Annotated in this window: 14 protein-coding genes and 1 pseudogene; 2 read left to right on the top strand and 13 right to left on the bottom strand. The window is 60.0% G+C overall.

Features of this window, described 5'->3' with window-relative positions; genetic code table 11:
• Positions 1 to 26: 26 nt before the first annotated feature.
• The 12 genes from IPP95_06930 to IPP95_06875 form a co-directional block, all read right to left on the bottom strand.
• Positions 27 to 872 carry an arsenite methyltransferase gene (locus IPP95_06930; protein ID QQS74217.1) on the bottom strand — a complete coding sequence of 282 codons (846 nt, stop codon included), beginning with the start codon at positions 870 to 872 and terminating at the stop codon, positions 27 to 29.
• 5 nt (positions 873 to 877) lie between these two features.
• Positions 878 to 1,261 carry a winged helix-turn-helix transcriptional regulator gene (locus IPP95_06925; protein ID QQS73933.1) on the bottom strand — a complete coding sequence of 128 codons (384 nt, stop codon included), beginning with the start codon at positions 1,259 to 1,261 and terminating at the stop codon, positions 878 to 880.
• Positions 1,262 to 1,326: 65 nt separating this feature from the next.
• Complete coding sequence (locus IPP95_06920) at positions 1,327 to 2,316, bottom strand: succinylglutamate desuccinylase/aspartoacylase family protein (protein ID QQS73932.1); 990 nt, start codon at positions 2,314 to 2,316, stop codon at positions 1,327 to 1,329.
• Positions 2,317 to 2,421: 105 nt separating this feature from the next.
• Positions 2,422 to 4,464: a T9SS type A sorting domain-containing protein gene (locus tag IPP95_06915; GenBank protein ID QQS73931.1), complete on the bottom strand. Its 2,043-nt coding sequence runs from the start codon at positions 4,462 to 4,464 to the stop codon at positions 2,422 to 2,424.
• Positions 4,465 to 4,558: 94 nt separating this feature from the next.
• A complete protein-coding gene (locus IPP95_06910; GenBank protein QQS73930.1) occupies positions 4,559 to 5,746 on the bottom strand; it encodes an efflux RND transporter periplasmic adaptor subunit in 1,188 nt (395 codons plus the stop codon).
• A complete protein-coding gene (locus IPP95_06905; GenBank protein ID QQS73929.1) occupies positions 5,743 to 6,867 on the bottom strand; it encodes an efflux RND transporter periplasmic adaptor subunit in 1,125 nt (374 codons plus the stop codon). The genes IPP95_06910 and IPP95_06905 overlap by 4 nt, the downstream gene beginning before the upstream one ends.
• Positions 6,864 to 8,129 carry a TolC family protein gene (locus IPP95_06900; protein QQS73928.1) on the bottom strand — a complete coding sequence of 422 codons (1,266 nt, stop codon included), beginning with the start codon at positions 8,127 to 8,129 and terminating at the stop codon, positions 6,864 to 6,866. Before IPP95_06900 ends, IPP95_06905 begins: the two co-directional genes overlap by 4 nt.
• 2 nt (positions 8,130 to 8,131) lie before the next feature.
• Positions 8,132 to 11,350, bottom strand: coding sequence for an efflux RND transporter permease subunit (locus IPP95_06895; GenBank protein QQS73927.1), 3,219 nt, complete (start codon positions 11,348 to 11,350; stop codon positions 8,132 to 8,134).
• Positions 11,351 to 11,372: 22 nt separating this feature from the next.
• Positions 11,373 to 11,924, bottom strand: coding sequence for a DUF2231 domain-containing protein (locus IPP95_06890; GenBank protein QQS73926.1), 552 nt, complete (start codon positions 11,922 to 11,924; stop codon positions 11,373 to 11,375).
• Between the two features lie 24 nt (positions 11,925 to 11,948).
• Positions 11,949 to 12,224 (bottom strand): hypothetical protein, encoded by a 276-nt coding sequence (locus tag IPP95_06885; GenBank protein ID QQS74305.1) that lies wholly within the window; start codon positions 12,222 to 12,224, stop codon positions 11,949 to 11,951.
• Between the two features lie 184 nt (positions 12,225 to 12,408).
• Positions 12,409 to 12,813 (bottom strand): hypothetical protein, encoded by a 405-nt coding sequence (locus IPP95_06880; GenBank protein QQS73925.1) that lies wholly within the window; start codon positions 12,811 to 12,813, stop codon positions 12,409 to 12,411.
• A gap of 171 nt (positions 12,814 to 12,984) precedes the next feature.
• Positions 12,985 to 13,566, bottom strand: a complete 582-nt coding sequence (locus tag IPP95_06875) for a hypothetical protein (GenBank protein QQS73924.1) — start codon at positions 13,564 to 13,566, stop codon at positions 12,985 to 12,987.
• A 644-nt stretch (positions 13,567 to 14,210) separates the two neighbouring features.
• On the opposite strand from IPP95_06875, the gene IPP95_06870 reads away from it, so the two are divergent.
• Entirely contained in the window at positions 14,211 to 15,299 is a 1,089-nt protein-coding gene (locus IPP95_06870; GenBank protein QQS73923.1) for a cytochrome-c peroxidase, read from the top strand.
• A gap of 42 nt (positions 15,300 to 15,341) precedes the next feature.
• On the opposite strand, the pseudogene IPP95_06865 reads toward IPP95_06870, so the two are convergent.
• A pseudogene (locus IPP95_06865) lies at positions 15,342 to 15,539 on the bottom strand (hypothetical protein).
• A 150-nt stretch (positions 15,540 to 15,689) separates the two neighbouring features.
• Between IPP95_06865 and IPP95_06860 the strand changes: the two are divergent.
• Positions 15,690 to 18,200 carry a hypothetical protein gene (locus IPP95_06860; GenBank protein ID QQS73922.1) on the top strand — a complete coding sequence of 837 codons (2,511 nt, stop codon included), beginning with the start codon at positions 15,690 to 15,692 and terminating at the stop codon, positions 18,198 to 18,200.
• The last annotated feature ends 6 nt before the right edge of the window (positions 18,201 to 18,206 follow it).

Below are 18,206 nucleotides of genomic sequence, written 5' to 3'. Positions count from 1 at the left end.
CTTGGAAAAGCGTGCTTTGGTCTGCCTCAGCAGCATGAGCTGCCAGGTCCACAGCAGGCGCCTTGCGCGGTTTTCTCCCCGCGCACGGTGATGCTCTCAATGCCCAATCCTTCGTTCTTCACGTTCTCCACGGCTTCAGCGGACAGGTAGCGCGAGAGGATGTCGCCCGGTATGGTGATGGCCTTGCGCTTCAGCACTTGCACATCGGTGAAACCGGCCTCGGTGATGAGACCGAGGTAGTCCGCTTCTTGCGAAGCGCCCGTTACGCAGCCCGCATAGAGCTCGGCGGCTTGACGCAGCTCGTCAGGAAGCTCGCGTGTCAGCACGATGTCCGAAACACTGAAGTGCCCGCCTACGCGCAACACGCGGTGCATTTCCGCGAAGGCCTTGCGTTTATCGGGCACGAGGTTCAGCACGCAGTTGCTCACCACCACGTCCACCATGTTGCCCGAAAGCGGTAGGTCCTCGATGTCACCTTGGCGGAACTCGACATTGGCGTAGCCGAGTTTCATGGCGTTCTCCTTCGCTTTGGCGATCATTTCCGGGGTGAAGTCCACACCGATCACGCGACCGTCCGCTCCGGTGGCTGCGCGCGCCACGAAGGCGTCGTTGCCTGCGCCGCTGCCGAGGTCCAGCACGGTGTCACCGGTTTTGATACCCGCTGTTTCCGTGGGCAGGCCACAGCCCAGACCGAGGTCAGCGTCCGCCGTGTAGCCCTCCAGCCCGGCGTAATCGTCGCTCATGATGTTGTACACCTCGGTGCTGCAATCCCCGGCGCCGCAGCACGAGGAGGCGTTGGCCTCCTTGCTTTGTGAAGCCACTTGGGCGTAGGTGTTGCGCACGTTCTCCTTCAGTTCCTCAGCGCTTTTCATGGTGCTCATGTTGTTGGTGTTCTCGTTTCGTTCCAGGTGTTGCAGGAGTCCGTGGTGGAGCAGCAGTCCGGGTCCGGTTCGCGGAAGCTCTGCATCAGTTCCCAAAAGGTCTGTTGCGCCAAGGCCCATTCCTTCGGGTCGATGCAATAGCACACGCTGGTGCCGGTGATCGTTCCTTGGATCAGCCCGGCTTGTTTCAGTTCCTTCAAGTGCTGGCTCACCGTGCTTTGTGCCAGTGGCAGCTCGTCCACGATGTCGCCGCAGATGCAATTGCGTTTGCTGGCGAGCAGCCGAAGGATGGCGACGCGCGCCGGGTGCCCCAGCGCTTTGGCATAGCGTGCCAAGCGTTTGTCGCTTGCAGTGAATGTCCCGGTCTTGGAGAGTCCCATGGTCGAATAGATCGCAATATTACGATGAATTGGCCTCTAAAGCGAGGTTGGGCACATTCCCCCGATCATTTACTCGGCGATGTTTGGACGGCCAAGTTGAAAATGGCATCACCTTGATAGACCATCGGCGCCTTGCTGATGTTGATCACATAGCCGGACTTCGGTGCTACCATGGGTTCGCTGCGGGAGCCGTACGGGTCGGAGATCGTGCAGAGCACTTCACCCGCTTCCACGTGCTGGTGCATCACCACTTTTACATGCAGGAAGCCGGAGCGGTCCGCGCGCACCCATTTGGTCTCCTTCACCACAATGCTCTGGTGGCGCTGCATCGGGACACGTATGCCCGGGGCCAGCATGCCGAGGTAGCTCAATACACGGATCACTCCTTCCACAGCCTCACGCGCCATTTCCTTGTCCAAGTTCAGGCTCATTCCGCTTTCGTTCAGCAGCAACGGGATGCCCAGCTTGCCGCAGGTCTCGCGATAAGAGCCGGGGATGTATGGGTCATAGAGGGTGAAGGGCGCATGGAAGATCGCCGCGAGGGCCTTCACATGCTCATCGTCGGGTACCACACGTACCTGTGCAGCATTGAAACGGTCCGCACCGCCCGTGTGGAAATCCATGCAGAGATCAGCGACAGGCAGCACTTCCGTAGTGAAGCGATGGGCCACCCGGCTGGCTAACGATCCGCCCTTGATGCCGGGGAACACACGGTTGAGGTCTCGGCCATCGGGAAAATACCGGGACTTGGCTATGAAGCCGAAGACATTGATCACCGGGATGCAGATGATCGTGCCTTTCGCAGGCTTGTTCACACCGTGAGAGATCACCTGCCGCACCACCTCCACGCCGTTCACCTCGTCGCCATGGATACCGGCGGTGATCAATACCGTGGGGCCGGGAACGGCCGAGCGCTCAATGAGGATCGGCACCTCCACCGGCGTATCGGTGAAGAGGCTGGCAATACCCAGGTCCAAGCGACAGCTGGTTCCCAAGGGAATGTCCTGACCAAGGATCTTCAAGTCGCCATCATGGGCGATATCCACAAGTTCCATGTTCGGGGTTTGGTGCGCCAAAGCTCGGACAACTGCTTGTGCTCGCAACACGCGAGCACAAGCAGTTGCTCCGCAGGATATGCATCCGGGATCTTTCCGCGTGGATCAATGTTCCACAACGATCCGGACCATGCTGCGGGAGTATTCGCGGATGCGAACCCCGTAAACACCGTTGGCCAGCCCGTTGAGGTCGATCCCATTGGAGGCAGTGGAGACCGGCAGGGAGAGCACGCTGCTACCTGTTATGTCCAGCACGTCCAAGGTCGCGGTGCGGTCCACTGCGGAGAGGCCGGCGAGATATACCATTCCGGTCGTGGGGTTCGGATGGGCGCTAAGTGTTGGCAGCGTGTTCTCCGCGATGCCGACGTTCTCGGCCGGATCGATCCGCACCACCTCGTTGTTCGGCGTGTTCACATACCACAACCGGCCGTCGGGCCCCACCTTGATGCCCATGATGCCGGGCGTTCCCGTGGCGATGGTGCCCACCTGCGTGAACGGTGGCGTAGAGTTGAGGTCGTATATCAGGATGTCACCAGTGGCATTGTCGGAGACGAGCAAGCGGTCATCGATCACTTCGATTCCGGCCGGCTGCACAAGGCCCGTGGTGATCACCGGCTCCCAGGTAGCCCCGGTGATGGTCTCGTACTCCGCAAAGGGTTCGTGCGGTCCAAAGGTGGGAGGGGCACCGACGGTGCCGGAGTGGATGTCCAAGCGCAGCACCCTGTGCCCACCGAAGTCCACGACGTACAGCCAGTTGGTGTTGTGGTCGAGCACGCAGTGGCTCACCACATTGTTGTTCGGGTCCTTGGTGATGGTAAAGGCGTTGAAACGATGGATCACCGCGTCGGAATGGTCCGAGCCCCCGGGTTCATGAGGCTGCTCGAAATCATACATGACGATGTCGCCGAGGTTGCCGTCCACCACCCAGAATCGGTTCAGCGTTTCCGAGGCGATCCCTTGGCTGTAAGGGCTTTCGTGCAGCATATCGAGGTGGCTGCCGTTGCCGCCGGAAGGTTCAGCATAGATGCTCATGTCCGAGCTCCAGAGCGACGGGCCGGTGAACGGTGTACCCCCGTCGTGATTGGCGTCATAGACGCCGGGCGAGGTGGCGAAGTTGCCGTTGTCGGACATGGCGATGGCCGTGGGCAAGCTCATGAAGTGCCATGCATTTCCATCCTGCTTGTATTCATGGGTCATGTCCGTTTCACCGGCATCGAAGAAGGTGACAGTGCTTCCGCCGGAGTTCTCCGTGCCCTTGTTGATCACCCAGAGCTCATTGCGAGCGAGGTCCTGATGAAAATCGAGGTCGCGTGGCGAACTCACTTGGTCGCTGCTGCTGCCCACGGTGGTGAAGGTGGGCGTACCATAGAAGTATTGGTCGATGATGTTCGGGATCGGTTCGTTGATCACCTCCTGCATCATGGCATGGTCGTTTCCCGGTACTTGGTCCGCAGCACCGTTCAGGTTGCTGGCCCACACGTCCAGGTCGTAGGTGCCGGTCTGCGTCGGTGTCCAAGGCGTACTGTGCTGGAAAGCGTACATATCACCAGCGGCGATGCTGAGACCCGTGAGTGAAGCGACCACTGGCGTGCCACCATCGATGGTGTAGTTCAGGTCCATCGAGGTGATGGTAGCTGTACCGCGGTTCCGGAGCGTCCCCGAAACAGTGATGGGCTGGTTCGCGAAGGCGTACTTCGGGTTGCTCAGGTCGCTGAGGCCGAGGTCCAGTGCAGCGGGCAGTGCCGCCACGAATGAGAAGGTGTTACCCGTTCCGGTGGCAGCGAACTCCCCGATGAGAAAACCGTTCGCACGCACGTTGTAGTGGATGCCGCCATCGCCCCAATCGTCAACGACGATCAAACTGTACGTGGCACCGTCGGTGAGGTCGTACGGACCTGATGTAATCGACAGGTTGTTCCCATATCCACCGGGGGTCTGGTTCTGCGCGCCGCCACCGTTGCAGCCCACGGCGCTGTTGCCGCCGAATGCGATGGTGTTGCTACCGCAAGCGGATCCGTCAGGGACCAATTGCCAATAACCTTCATAACCGTAGGCATCGGTCAGGATGTCTATGGTGATGGGTACTTGAGCTTGCAGCAGTCCGGGGAACAGCAGCATTCCCAATACGAGGGGTAAAAGCTTCTTCATGCGTCTTTGGGTTTTGGTGTGCTTGGTGGTTTGGTTTCGTGTTTCTATTCCGGTCGAGAGGGATCGTGGATCTTGTTCGTTGGAGCGCTGCTTGTCACATCGCCATTCCCGCCATCGGGTCCGCGCCGTGCTTGAAGATGTATTCGCTGTTGATGAGGTAGGCACCTGTGACCACGACCACCTCGCCGGCATGCAACCCGTCCGTGATGGCGATACGGCCGCCTGCCTCGACACCCGTCATCACCATGCGGTTCATGTAGGTACCCGGCAAGGTAAGCACCCATACGGTCGCGCCCTTCCCGTCGCGGATCACGGCATCGGTGGGCAGGGAGAGGCCGTCAACAGTCTTGCCGAGCAAGTGGACCGTTGCGGGAAGTCCGGGCATTAGATCACCCTTTGGGTTGGGTACACGCAGGCGGATGCGGGTAAGGCGCGAGCCCATGGCCACTTCCGGTCGCACCAGTTCGATCGGCCCTCGGAAAGAGTAGCCCGACCGGTCTGGCAAGGTGACCTCCGCCTCGGAATGTCCATCGCTGTTTACCGGGCCGTTCCACAGCACATCCGCTTCCACCCAGAGGCTACTGAGGTCCACTATCTCCACCACTGCGCCGCCGTCCATCACCTGCCCGCCTTCCAACACATCAAGGGCGGTGATGATCCCGCTTGACGGGGAAAGGATGGTGGTGTTCACCGGGATGGATGCAGCAGTGCCCAACGATGCGATCTGCGCGTTCGACAGGCCCCAGAGCTTCAGCCGTTCCGCCGCTGCGTGCAGCACCAGCGTATCCGTACTGTTGCCAACAGCCGCTTGCGTCGCTGTCCGATATTCCCGCTTGGAGAGGTTCATCTTCTCGCTGTAGATGTCGAACAGCGGCTCCCCTTGCCGCACATGCTCACCGATGCTCTTGTGGTACAGCCGTTCAATGCGGCCTCCGACACGGGCCGCGACAACCGTCACTTTATCCTGATCCAGGCCGAGCGCGCCACTGAACGCCGCACGCTGCACCACGCTGCCCGCGCGAACGGTGTCCGTGATGATATTGCCCAACTTGATCTGTTCTTTGCTGAGCCGGACCTGTCCTTCCATGTCGGCCATGCTCTTCTTAACCGGGGTCAGCTCCATGTGGCAGATAGGGCACAAGCCCGGCTGATGTTCGATCACTTGGGGATCCATCGAACAGGTGTAGTAGGTGTCCGGATCCGTCGCCTTTTCAGGAGTGGAAGAACGGCAACCCGCCAAGAGCAGGGCCGTGAAGAGGAGGAGCTGCAGGTATCGCATCATGGTGTGGTCTGGATGAAGCTTTCGCTGTCCATGAGGAACTGGCCGTTGGCGGCCACGCGTTCGGCCGGTTTGATGCCGCCGAGGACTTGCACGAGGCTGTCTGAACGCACGCCGACCTGGACGCTTCGTGCGGTAAAGCCCGCGTCGGCAGCGACGAAGACGACCTGCTCCGTACCGAGGGAAACTACCGCCGGTCGCGGCAACCAATCCGCATCCTTCACCTTGCGCTTTGCGATGGCATGAACGGGCATGCCCACAGGAAGGCCCAGTGTGGAGTTGTCCAGCGGCACGCGCGCTGTGAGGTTCCATTCCCCTTCGCGGAAGAACGGCTCGATGGACCCGATGCGCGCCCTAACGCTGTGTCCGCTACCTGCGGGCGTAACGATCGTGATGCTGTCGCCGGAAGCGAGCACATCGCTTTGCGCCGGCGGGATCTTGATCAAGGCCCAGATCTTCCGATCATCTGCGATGCTCATCAGCGTTGCACCTTTCGCCACGTAGTCGCCTTCCTTCAATGCCAACGCCGCCGTAGGCTGAAGGCCGGAGGTTGAAGTTGTGGGACCGGGAATTTCCATGCCGGGATCGATCGCGCGGCCCGAGTACGCACTGACGATGGTGACCGTGGGGTCGATGGTGCCCTGGTCCGTGATCCGCTTCAATTGTCCCTCGGTCATTCCGAGCAGAAGCAATTTGCTCCGTGCCGCCGCGATCAGGGAGGAATTGCCCGGGTCCTGCTTCAGGATGAACAAGAGGTTTTCTTGGGCCGTGGCCAGCTCGGGACTGTAGATCTCCGCAATGGCCTGTCCCTTGGTCACCCTTGCGAACATGGACCGGACGTGCAGCTTCTGGATGCGGCCGCTGACGCGTGCGGTGATGGAGCCCACGGCCCGGGTGTCCCACGCCAAGAGCCCTTCGAGGTTCAGCGAAATGGTTTCCGTGCCATGCCGCAGTTCCACGGTGGGCAGCTGGCTCAATGCGTATTCGTCCGTGGAGCGGAGCAGCGGCGCGAGCACGCTGTCCGGCGGGACCGGAGCATGGCGCTGCCCGCCAGTGTTCCGCTCCTCGCAGGCGGCGAACAGCAGAGCGGAAAGCATCAACAGAGGCAGGATCCGGACGCTCATGGGGTTGCTGAATTGATCTGCAGCACGCGTTCCAAGCGAGCCTGTGCGTTCAGGATCTCGAGCAGGCGGTCCAGCCGGGCCAACTCCGCAGAGTAGACGGTTTCCCACGCATCGTAGTAGGTGAAGAGGTCATCGGTCTGTTGCGCATAGCCCAAGCGCACGGCGTCGAGATTGCGCTGCGCCCCGGGGATGATCACGTTCGCATAAAGGTCCATCTGCTCGCGACCGGCCTTCAATTCGGCTAAGAGCTGATGCGCGGCGCCCATCAGTTCATTCCGTTTCATCACCTTCTGCTCGCGGAGGGCCTGGCCACGCAGCTCGAAGCCGGTGGCGCGGGCCTTTGCGGAACGCGTGGACCACGGCAGCGGCACGCTCACCATCGCCATCAGGTTGAACATATCGTAGGATCCACCGAAGCCGATCATGTGGTCATAGCGCAAGCCGAAGTCCGGTTTGAGGTCCGTACGCGCCAAGTCCGCTTGGGCGGCAGCGATGCCGATGCGCCGGTCGATCGCGCGCAGGTCGCTGCGGTCGGCATTGAACGCCGCGGTGTCCAACGGCTGGGTGGCATAGTCCCGGATGACGTATGTGGTGTCGATGGTGAACACAAGCAGCGGGTCGCGCGCCATCAGGGTGTTCAAGGCGATCCGTTGCTGATCGATCCCGGCGGAGACCACGGAGATCATGCGATCGGCCTCGCCCACGGCGGCGGTGGCCTTGTAGTAGGCCCCGAGGGCGCTACTGCCGTCGCGGTATCGTTGCTCGGCGTTCACCACCATCGCTTGCAGCAAGGCCTTGTCCTTGCGCAGCACTTCGAGCTTCTTCAACCCCACGAGCCACGCGTTGTAGCTGACTTCGGCCTGTGCGCGCAGGTCGGCCAAGGTGCTCACGCTGTCCTCACGCCCCACGGATGCCAAGCGGCCCATGTAGTCGGCGTTCGCATTCAGCTGGCCGGCCTTGGGGAACATCTGCTGGATGGAGAACATGTAGCTGCCCATGCCATTCATTCCATTGGCTCCTTTTTGCCAGGTCGAGGCATCATAGGGTGTCATGTTGAATCCGGTACCGAGCTGCGTGGGCATCCAGTTGCGTGCGCCTTTCGCCTCCGCGTCCATGGCCTTGATATCCGCATCCGCCATCAGCAGGGCCGGGTGGTGCGCGGTGATGCTGTCCAGCACCATGCCCAAGCTCATCGTCTGGGCGGAGGTGTGCAATGCGAAGAGGCACAGCCACGGGAGGAGGATATATCGTGCTTTGTCCATGTTCATTGCGCTTCGATGATCTCGATCTTTCCGTGGCGTTTCAGCTCCCGCTCTTTGGTCATCTCGAAAACAATAGGCGTTACCAGGAGCACGTAGATAGAGGAGGTGAGCGTGCCGCCGATCAACGGTACCACGATCGGCAGCATCACGTCCGAGCCCGCGCCGGTGGCCCACAGGATGGGGATGAGGCCGAAGAGCGCCACCGATACGGTCATCAGTTTCGGGCGCAGGCGCTTGGCCGCTCCGTCGAAGACATATTCCCGCAGGTCCGCATTGGTGATGGTGTCGCTGCTGTTGCCCTTCTTCTTTACCAGCTCCAGCATCGCCTCGTTGAGGTAGATCGTCATGATCATCGCCGTTTCCACCGCCATGCCGAAGAGCGCGATGAAGCCCACCGCCACCGCCACTGACAGGTTGATGCCGTAGAAGTAGACCATGAACACCCCGCCGATCAGTGCGAAGGGCACGGTGATCAAGGTGAGCAGGGCCTCCTTCACCGAGCGGTAGGTGAAGTAGAGCACCAGCACGATGATGATCAGCACGATCGGGAGCACGAGCTTGAGCGTCCGGTTCGCGTGGATCTGGTTCTGCCATTGCCCGCTCCACTCCATGTAGTAGCCCTTGGGCAGTGGCTGGTGCAGCGCGGCGATCCGCTGCTGCGCCTCGTTGACCGTACTGCCCATGTCCCGATCCCGCACGTTGAACAGCACCATGCCGCGCAACATCGCGTTTTCCGAGTTGATCATCGAAGGGCCATCGCTGAGGGACACGTCCGCCACGGCCTCCAGCGGTATGGCACCGAAGGACATGGTCTGCACGGGCAGCGGTCGCAAATCGGGCAGGTCGTTCCGGTAGTCCTGCCCGAAGCGCGCGCTGACGCTGAACCGCTGTCGCCCTTCGATGGTGGTGGTGATGGGCAGGCCCCCGATGGCCGTTTCCACCATGGCGTTCACGTCGTCCACCGTCAATCCGTAGCGGCCCAGCTCGTCGCGTTTGATGGAGACGTCGAGATACTTTCCGCCGGTGATCGGTTCCACGTAGAGGTCCTTCACCCCGTCGATGCCGACCAATGCTTTCTTCAGGCGCTGGGCCACGGCGTAGATGGTGTCCAACTGCTGCCCGTAGATCTTCAGGCCCACGTCGGTGCGCACGCCAGTGGAGAGCATGTTGATCCGGTTGATGATCGGCTGCGTCCATCCGTTGGTGACGCCCGGGATCTGCATCTTCGCGTTCAGCTCCGCGATGATGTCCGCCTTGCGCATGCCCGGCCGCCACTGGTCCCGCGGCTTCAGCATGATCAGCGTCTCGATCATGCTGATGGGGGAATTGTCCGTGGCCGTGCTCGCCCGCCCGGCCTTGCCCAGCACATGGTCCACCTCGGGCACGGAAGTGATCAACTTGTCCTGCGTTTGTAGGATCCGTTTGATCTCCGCGTTGGAAATGTCCGGCAAGGTGACGGGCATGAAGAGGATAGAACCTTCATCCAAGGGCGGCATGAACTCCGTGCCCAAGCGGGTAAGCATGAAGCCGCCGATGGCCAGCGCCGCGATGTTGATCGCCAACGTGGTGCGCCGCCAGTGCATGCACCACCGGAGCACCGGAGTGTAGAGCCGCTCCAGAAAGCGGTTGATGGGATTGGCGGATTCCGGGCGCATCCGGCCCCGTAGCAGCAGCGTTACCAGCACCGGGGTGAGGGTGATCGCGAGGAAGGCGTCCACCAGCAGGATGAAGGTCTTGGTCCAGGCCAGCGGATGGAAGAGCTTGCCTTCCATGCCGGTGAGCATGAAGACCGGCAGGAAGGACGCGATCACCACGATGGTGGAATAGAACACGCCCGGACCCACCTGCACAGCGGCCCGCTCGATGATGGAGGCCCGTTCATCCGCGCCCAGCGGGTCCGGCCGGCGCGTGAACCACGAGCGCCAGCCCAAGGCCACCTTCTGCGGCAGCGGCATCTTCTTCAACTGTTCCTCGGAAAGATGCCGATACGCGTTCTCCACCATCACGATGCCATCGTCCACTACCACCCCGATGGCCAAGGCAATTCCCGTGAGCGACATGATGTTGGACGAGATGCCGAAGGCCTGCAGGAGGATGAAACTGATCGCCACGGAGATCGGTAACTGAATAAGGATGATCAACGCGCTGCGCCAATGGAAGAGGAAGAGCAGCACCACGAGGGACACCGCGATCATCTCCTCGATCAAGGTGCCTTTCACGGAAGCGATCGCCTCGTCGATCAACGTGCTCCGGTCGTACGAGGTGCGGAAGGTCACCCCTTCGGGCAAGCCTTTTTGCACGTCCTTCATCTTCGCTTTTACATCCTGGATCACTTGGTCGGCATTGGCCCCGTAGCGCATCACCACGATGCCGCCCACTACTTCCCCGTCCCCGTTCTCGTCGAAGATCCCGAGGCGCAGGTCGCCGCCCATCTGCACCGTGCCCACATCGCTGACGCGCACCGCGATGCCGTTGCGCTCGGTAAGCGCAATGCGCTCGATGTCCGCCTTGCTCTTGATGTAGCCCAGCCCGCGGATGATGTAGGCCATGTCCGACATCTCGAACTTGCGCCCGCCCACCTCGTTGTTGTTCGCCTTCACCTTGTCCATCACATCCTTCATGGACAGGCCGTAATACTGGAGCTTCAGCGGGTCGATCACCAACTGGTACTGCTTCTCGAAGCCGCCGAACGAGGCCACTTCCGCCACGCCCGGCACCGTTTGCAACGCGAATTTCACGTACCAATCCTGCAAGGCGCGCTGCTCGCCGAGATCCATCCCGGGCGCGTTCAAATGGTACCAGAAGATGTGGCCCACGCCGGTGCCGTCGGGGCCGAGGCTCGGCGTGACCCCGGGCGGCAAGGCGCGCTGGGCGTAGTTCAACTTCTCCAGTACCCGCGTGCGCGCCGCATAAATGTCCTCATCGTCGTCGAACACCACGTACACGAAGCTCATCCCGAACATCGATGTGGCCCGGATGTCCTTCACATGCGGAATGCCCTGCAGGTTGCTCACCAAGGGATAGGTCACCTGGTCCTCCACCACCTGCGGGCTGCGCCCCATCCACTCCGTGAAGACGATCACTTGGTTCTCCGAGAGGTCCGGGATGGCGTCCACGGGGTTGCGCTGCACCGAGTAGATGCCCCAGCCGAACAAGGCGGCGGCAGTCAACAGCACCAAATAGCGGTTGCGGAGTGCGAAGCGGATGAGGGCGTGTACCATCAGGAGTGGGCCTGTTCAGGGGTCAATGATGCTGGTCTTCGTCGTGATCGTCATCGTGATGATCCCCATCATGATGATCGCCGTCGTGGTCATCGTCCATCTCCCCGCCGTGATGATGGTGGTGCCCTTCGCGCACTTCGTGGGAAAGGATCGCGGGATCCACCCCGGCACCGCCGCGATAGACGATCCATGCACCGAGGTAAGAACCAACGATCAGCAGCACCGCCGCCGACACGCTCAGGAACAAGGCACTTGGCGCGACGAGGCTTTTTCTCCGCTTCCAGCGCAGCAGGCACATCAGCCCGAACACCCCGATGGCGATGGACTGGATCCAGATGTGCCAGGTCATGCGCTCGTGCGCAGCCTCGGTGTGGGCGGGCACTGTGTAGTAGGCCATCACACCCGTAATGATCGTCAAGAGGCCCGTTATCACCCCTGCCACGATCAACCCGAAGGCCACGCGTGAAAGGTCCACCCGCTTCTTTCGCCAACCATAGAGGTCCAGTACCACGCCGCTCAGCAGCAGCGCGATCGGAAAGTGGACGAAGGCCGGATGGAGCTCCCAGGTGTTCATGGTCGTTTTTTTTTGGTGTTGCGCTTATTTGACAGGTTCGAGGTACATCCCGCACTTCGAGCATTTGTCCCCTTCCTTCCCGGTCACTTCGGGATGCATCGGGCAGGCATAGGCCATTCCCTCCGCGGAGTGCATGGTGGTGCTGTCGCCCATCATGTGCATGGAGCCCTGTTCGTTGGAGTGCATGGCGCTGCTGTCGTTCATCATGTGGTCGTGGTGTTGATCGTTGGTCGAGCTGGTACCGCAGGCGGTCCAGGTGGTCACTGCAAGGGCGAGGATGATCAGGCTGTACTTGTTCATGGTCGTGTTGTTGTTTTATGGTTTTTGGAAGTGACGGACCACCGTTCTTGGCCCTGAGCAATTTCCGGAAGGTGTAGCCGCGTGGCAATGCCGACGGCTGAAATGAAAATGGAACGGTCGTAGAAATGCGCGACGGGACAAAGCCATCAAGCGCGACGGACCAACGGGTCCGGGAGGGACGATCCTAAATGAGGTAGGTCTGAAGCTCCGCCAAGCGGGCTTTCAAGAGCCGTGGAGGACGGCATTGCGGCCTGATGGTCCAAGCATGCCCGGAAAGGGGCACTTCGATCACCGTGCGCCAGGGAATAGCAACGGCATGCACCGAAGGCGGCACCAAGACCTTATCGAAGGTGAATGTTGGGATCTCAGACTGCACACTGGTGAACTCACAGCAGGTGGGTGTGAACTGTGAACCGGGATGTTCCGAAGACGGGCAGCAATCCTTGGCCTCACCCAAGCTGACGGAAGTACGGCCACTTGAGGTGCAGGTCATCCGCGAAAGTTTCGGCGCAAATGCCGCGAACAGCAGCAACGCGGCAAGCGGCAGGATCACCAACTTGCTCTTTCGGATGAAGGAGAACTTCCACATGCAGTCACAAGGTAGTCAGTAATCCAGTGGTTCAGTACTGAAATGGCCTCACCCCTTGGAAGCCGAACTGGAGGAAGTGGGGGACATACCCCTGGCCATGCCGCGATCCAGCATCCTCCCCACGCTCCTGCGCGTGGAAGGTGGATCGGGGAACCTCCGCATTTTCCCAGATCATCGTTTGCGGACAAATGCATGGGAGCAAGGGCCACCATATAAAAGCTGGATCTGCTCCGGTTTGTCCAGGAAAAAGGCATCGCAGGCCATCCGTACACCGGGATTTGAATTACACCCGTCCAACGTTGCACCGGCCCTATGATAATCCATTAGTAGCACCACCGCACCTTGGGCCAGCCGCGGGTATACACCTTCCAAACAATGGGTGATCAATGCCGCATGTTCTTCGGCACTCCCTCCCGTACCGCAGTCAAGGTGGGCGAATGCGATCACTTCCGGGAGGTCCGTTGGCACGGTTTGAAGAAAGTCACCCACATGGATGATCGGCATAGGCACACCTTCCGCATGGATCGTGTTCTTGAACACTTCGTGGATGTTCTGCTGCTTTCCAAGCTCGATATCAAAGCGGTCGTAAACATGGAATTCACGTTGCGCACCCGGTGGTTCGAGCAGGCCACTGATAAGAGCCGCACTGCTCCCCGTATAACAGCCCAATTCCACGAACGCGCCGGGAACACCCGTATCCAGGACCCGATCGACAAGGTGATGGATGTTGGACGCTTGCTCGATGCTCAGCATGTGGTGCTGGTGATCAAATCGAGGGAGCAATACATAGGGGACACCTAATCTGCCAAAGACTTTGTTCAAGAACTTGATGGACGGCGGTAATTTGTCCCGGTTCGGGCCGAAATACGATCCCATATGGATCTGCACAGGCCGGTCATGTAGAGGCATGGGGTTCATTCTAGTGGTCATGGTGGCTGTTTTAAACCTTCGGTGAACTTCCCTGCTACGTTTCATGATCCGGGGAGGTTTGGGAGTAATGTAATAAAACGCTCACTCGCCTAAGGTTTCCGCCGACACCCGATCGGGCGGGACTTCCCCGCTCCCGCATGCCACCGCGGCCTGACGATACAAAGAGATCCTGACCGGAACAGGCCGGGGCGACTTGTGGGTGCGTACATCCAAGGACCGATCATGGCACAGGAGCTTCCGGCGGACTTCGGACTGCTGCACGGAACTACCTATGACCTGCAAGTAGTGCAGCGTGCATGAAGCGTTATGGACATCCGTTGCTCGGTCCTTCAGAAGTCTGTCTGTCCATGTGCAGCGTTCCGGGAGCATGTGGCGGCCATGACCAATGGCACCCCAGATCCACCATTCCAAGAATAGACAAGATAGTAATTGATGTTCACGGATAAGTTCAGCGATATTTACCCCGGATGAAGCACCCACGCACCTATGTCTTGGCAGCCCTTTGTACGAGCTTGGTGGGGCTGTATTCCTGCCAGCGGGACCCCGATATGGCCCAGCCCTCCAGTGCTTGGAACGGCCCAACGCCCTTCCAACTGGCGTTCCCAGCATGGGCGGCCGACCCGTTACACGAATTGATCTTCCCGGCGGACAACCCGTTGACCGTGGAAGGGATCGCCTTGGGCCGGAAGTTGTTTTACGAGAAAGCGCTGTCCGACGACTACTCCATGTCCTGTGCGACGTGCCATCAACAGGAATTTGCCTTCACAGACCCGCGCGTTGTTTCGCTCGGCACGGACGGTACCCCGGGCAGGCGGAATTCCATGGCCATCATGAACCCGGCCTGGGACCATCTGTTCTTTTGGGACAGCCGCGCTCCGACGCTTGAGATGCAGGCCTTTGGTCCCGTGGCGAACATGGTGGAGATGCGCAATACCTGGCCTGAGGTGGAAAATCGTTTGGCCGCGCATCCCGATTATCCGCTGCTTTTCGAACGGGCCTTCGGATCCCCGGGCGTGGACAGCACGCGTGTGGTGAAGGCCATCGCACAGTTCGAGCGCACGTTCCTCTCTTTCAATTCGCGATTCGATCGATACGAGCATGGCGGGGATATCTCGGCGCTCACGGCGCAGGAAATAGCCGGGAGGGAGCTCTTCTTCGGTGAGGCCCATTGCAACGATTGCCATGCCGCCCCGTTTTTCTCTGACAATTCGATCCTCAGTATCGGCATGGATGGTGGCAGTGTGATCGACCATGGACTGGAGGAAGTGACAGGTCTTCATTCGGACGGGGGCAAGTTCAAGACCACCACGCTGCGTAACATCGAGGTGACGGCGCCCTACATGCACGACGGGCGCTTTGCAACGCTGGAGGAAGTGGTCGACTTCTATGCGGATTCAGTGAATGTCAACGCACCGAACATCTCGCAGCACATGCTGCCTTGGATCGCCGGTGCGATCGATCTCGACGCGGATGAACGCGCTGCACTGGTGGCTTTCATGCGCTCGCTCACGGACCCGGAATTCCTGAACAACCCGGCCTTGTCGGACCCGCACTGAGGGAACTCGGCAGGCATTCGCCTGTCGGGAGTGCCTGCGGAACTACGTTCGATCAAACTTCTTCCCACGCAACCGTAAGCTGTTCGTGATCACGCTCACGCTGCTGAAACTCATGGCCGCAGCCGCGATGATGGGCGAGAGCAGCCAGCCGAACACCGGGTACAGCACACCCGCCGCAATGGGAATGCCCAAAGCGTTGTAACCGAAAGCGAAGAACAGGTTCTGCTTGATGTTGCGCATTGCGCAGGATGCGATCATCATCCGTGACATCCATAATCCAAAACACGCATTAAGAAAATTTGCCATGTCCAAAATTTGGATTATACATTCACATCACCTAATCAACACCCCATTGGCCATGAAATCTCTCTCTCTCTCTCTACGCTCGCAATGCTTACAGTGGGCCTGACAGCATCCGCCCAGTACTACATACCGCCTGATCCCTTCAACGATATGCTGAAGGAGAGCTACGGCATCTGGCCCAACATGGGGCAGGTGACGGACCTTCAGGACAGCGCCACCCCCTACATTAAGTTCTACACCACGGGCGCATTGCCCCGCGCCTATTTCCACAAGGAAGGTACCTTTTCCTTGGTGGTCGCCACCCCGGGCGACAGCCTCAGCGGCGACACCCTGCGGCGTTTGGACATCACTTGCGCCGGAGAACATGCACAGTACCCGGATCCGGTGGTCTGGGAGATGAAGGACCAGTACGCACACTTCTACCTGCCCTCGTGCGCGCCGGACGGTGCCACCTTCGTACACCCCTACCACCGGGTGATCTACCCCGGCATTTATCCCCACATCGACATGCACATCTACAGCGGCATGGTGGGGCAGAAGATCGCCTTCGTCATCAATCCCGAGGGCCACCCCAAGGACATCGAGTTGAAGTTCACCGGCCAGGACCAGATGGACGTGGACATCTACGGCAACCTGAAGCTGCTGCTCGAGGGTGAATGGGTGACAATCCCCCAGGCCATGGCCTATCAGGTGGCCAATGACGGAAGCATCATCCCGGTGAACTGGACGGCGGGATACGACGCGTACGAAAACGTGGGGAGGGCCTACTTCAACTTCAGCAACTACGACCACGGGAAGCCCCTGGTCTTCCTGGTCGGTCCGCCGGCCTTGGGCGGGAACACAATCTACGAAGAGGAGGGCCTGTGCTGGAGCACCTACTACGGCGCCGAGGATTTCGATATGCTCACCGACATCAAACCGGACAGCGAGGGTAACTTCTACGTGGCCGGAAGGACCGAATCGCCCATACTGAACTTCCCCAGTGTTACGGGCACCAGCATAACACCCGGGGACGTACACAGCTTGGCCACGCTCACCAAGTTCAACCAATCCCACCTCTTGCAATGGACGGCCTTCCTCGGCAACTCGAATATCTGGAACGGGGGCTATACCGAGGCCACGGGCCTGGCGATCAAGGCCGACCCCGTCCGCATTTACCTGGTCGGGAACACCGCTTCCTTCAATTTCTTCCCTACGTTTTTGGCTGGTGCCTACAACGAGGTCGACCCCCACAACACGCAGGACAAGGGCTTCCTTGCACGATTTGATGACCAAGGAGTAAGGGACTGGGCCACCATTTACGGTATGTCGAAGGTGCAGATCCACGCGGTGGACGTGGTGCCCCATGCGGACCAGATCGTGATCTCGGGGACCACCGAGGGCAACCTGCCCGGGGATCACCTGAACGATCATCACGGCGGGAAGGACGCCTTCGTCGCCTTGTTCGATGCCAACGAGTCCCCCCTTTGGAGCCGCTTTTACGGCGGGGCGAACAACGAGAACCTTGCACTGGTAAAGGCCGCACAAGATCGGATCGTGCTCGCGGGGAATACGGAGAGCTCCAACATTCCGGTTTTGGCCAATGTGCCCACGCTAAGCTTTGCGGAAGCCTACCACGGCAGCCGCGATATCTTCATCGCCCAATACAGCTATACCGGGAACGTGGAGTGGGCCACCTATTTGGGGGGACCGGATGCGGATGAGCTGGCGCCAAAGGGTATCGCCGTGAACAAGGACCTGTACCTCACGGGTTCATGCGGCACATTGCCCACAATGGTGGAAGGGGACGGATGGAATGATCAGGAAAGCGATCTATCAGGGAACAACGGGTTTATTGCGGAGTTTGCACACCTGAGCAATGCCGGCAAATGGATCACCTACCTCGGCGGGGGAGACAACCATTCACCGTATTGCCTCACCCTGGGCCAGGACGACGAGCTGACCGTCGGGGGATACACGAATGAGGCGGCACCCGGCCTTCATCCTTGGCCGGGCCACTATTACCAGCCGACCTATAACCTCGACCAAAATCTCTTGGCACAGGATGGGTTCATCGCCAACTTCGATCAACATCAAGACCTCCGGTGGTACACCCTCTTCGGTGGCGATGCCGGGGGCTTGCCCCAGCCACAGAACGTCAGGGCCGTGAGCGACTTCGGTGGTTCCATCTATGCCGTGGGCTATACCACCATGCCCAATGGTGCTCCCGGCAATTATTTCCCCTTGGACGGCGAGGAGAACGCCGGCTATTTCTTTAATCCCCTGTACAACTACAACGGCTTGCTGGGCGGCGCTTCCGACGCCTTCATCACCCAGTTCTGTGACGAGAGCATCGTGGGCGTTGCGGAAAACCAAGCGGTGGACCGGTCCGGGTTCCGGGCGTTCTGGACAGTTGACGGCGTGCTGAACCTGTTGAACTTGAGCGACGGCCCGCACCAACTGCGGGTGTACGACCCCCAGGGCCGCTTGGTGCTGGAGCGGGAAGTACGCAGTGCGGCGGGTCACAGCGGGGCCATCGCCTTCGCGCAGCCTTCCATGGCTGTGTACATAGCGGTTGTGGACGGGCAACTCGCCGACCGCTTTATCCCGCTGCGCTGAGCCATG

It is taken from the genome of Flavobacteriales bacterium, assembly GCA_016700415.1.
Lineage (GTDB): Bacteria > Bacteroidota > Bacteroidia > Flavobacteriales_F > PHOS-HE28 > PHOS-HE28.
This window is presented reverse-complemented; position numbering and strand designations above follow the sequence as displayed.

What these genes read in the sequence shown, in the direction of transcription:
- IPP95_06890 (QQS73926.1), bottom strand. Translation starts at nt 11,924, where the DNA reads ATGAACACCTGGGAGCTCCATCCGGCCTTCGTCCACTTTCCGATCGCG.
- IPP95_06870 (QQS73923.1), top strand. Translation starts at nt 14,211, where the DNA reads ATGAAGCACCCACGCACCTATGTCTTGGCAGCCCTTTGTACGAGCTTG.
- IPP95_06900 (QQS73928.1), bottom strand. Translation starts at nt 8,129, where the DNA reads ATGGACAAAGCACGATATATCCTCCTCCCGTGGCTGTGCCTCTTCGCA.
- IPP95_06920 (QQS73932.1), bottom strand. Translation starts at nt 2,316, where the DNA reads ATGGAACTTGTGGATATCGCCCATGATGGCGACTTGAAGATCCTTGGT.
- IPP95_06880 (QQS73925.1), bottom strand. Translation starts at nt 12,813, where the DNA reads ATGTGGAAGTTCTCCTTCATCCGAAAGAGCAAGTTGGTGATCCTGCCG.
- IPP95_06930 (QQS74217.1), bottom strand. Translation starts at nt 872, where the DNA reads ATGAAAAGCGCTGAGGAACTGAAGGAGAACGTGCGCAACACCTACGCC.
- IPP95_06875 (QQS73924.1), bottom strand. Translation starts at nt 13,566, where the DNA reads ATGCTGAGCATCGAGCAAGCGTCCAACATCCATCACCTTGTCGATCGG.
- IPP95_06885 (QQS74305.1), bottom strand. Translation starts at nt 12,224, where the DNA reads ATGAACAAGTACAGCCTGATCATCCTCGCCCTTGCAGTGACCACCTGG.
- IPP95_06895 (QQS73927.1), bottom strand. Translation starts at nt 11,350, where the DNA reads ATGGTACACGCCCTCATCCGCTTCGCACTCCGCAACCGCTATTTGGTG.
- IPP95_06860 (QQS73922.1), top strand. Translation starts at nt 15,690, where the DNA reads ATGCTTACAGTGGGCCTGACAGCATCCGCCCAGTACTACATACCGCCT.
- IPP95_06925 (QQS73933.1), bottom strand. Translation starts at nt 1,261, where the DNA reads ATGGGACTCTCCAAGACCGGGACATTCACTGCAAGCGACAAACGCTTG.
- IPP95_06910 (QQS73930.1), bottom strand. Translation starts at nt 5,746, where the DNA reads ATGATGCGATACCTGCAGCTCCTCCTCTTCACGGCCCTGCTCTTGGCG.
- IPP95_06905 (QQS73929.1), bottom strand. Translation starts at nt 6,867, where the DNA reads ATGAGCGTCCGGATCCTGCCTCTGTTGATGCTTTCCGCTCTGCTGTTC.
- IPP95_06915 (QQS73931.1), bottom strand. Translation starts at nt 4,464, where the DNA reads ATGAAGAAGCTTTTACCCCTCGTATTGGGAATGCTGCTGTTCCCCGGA.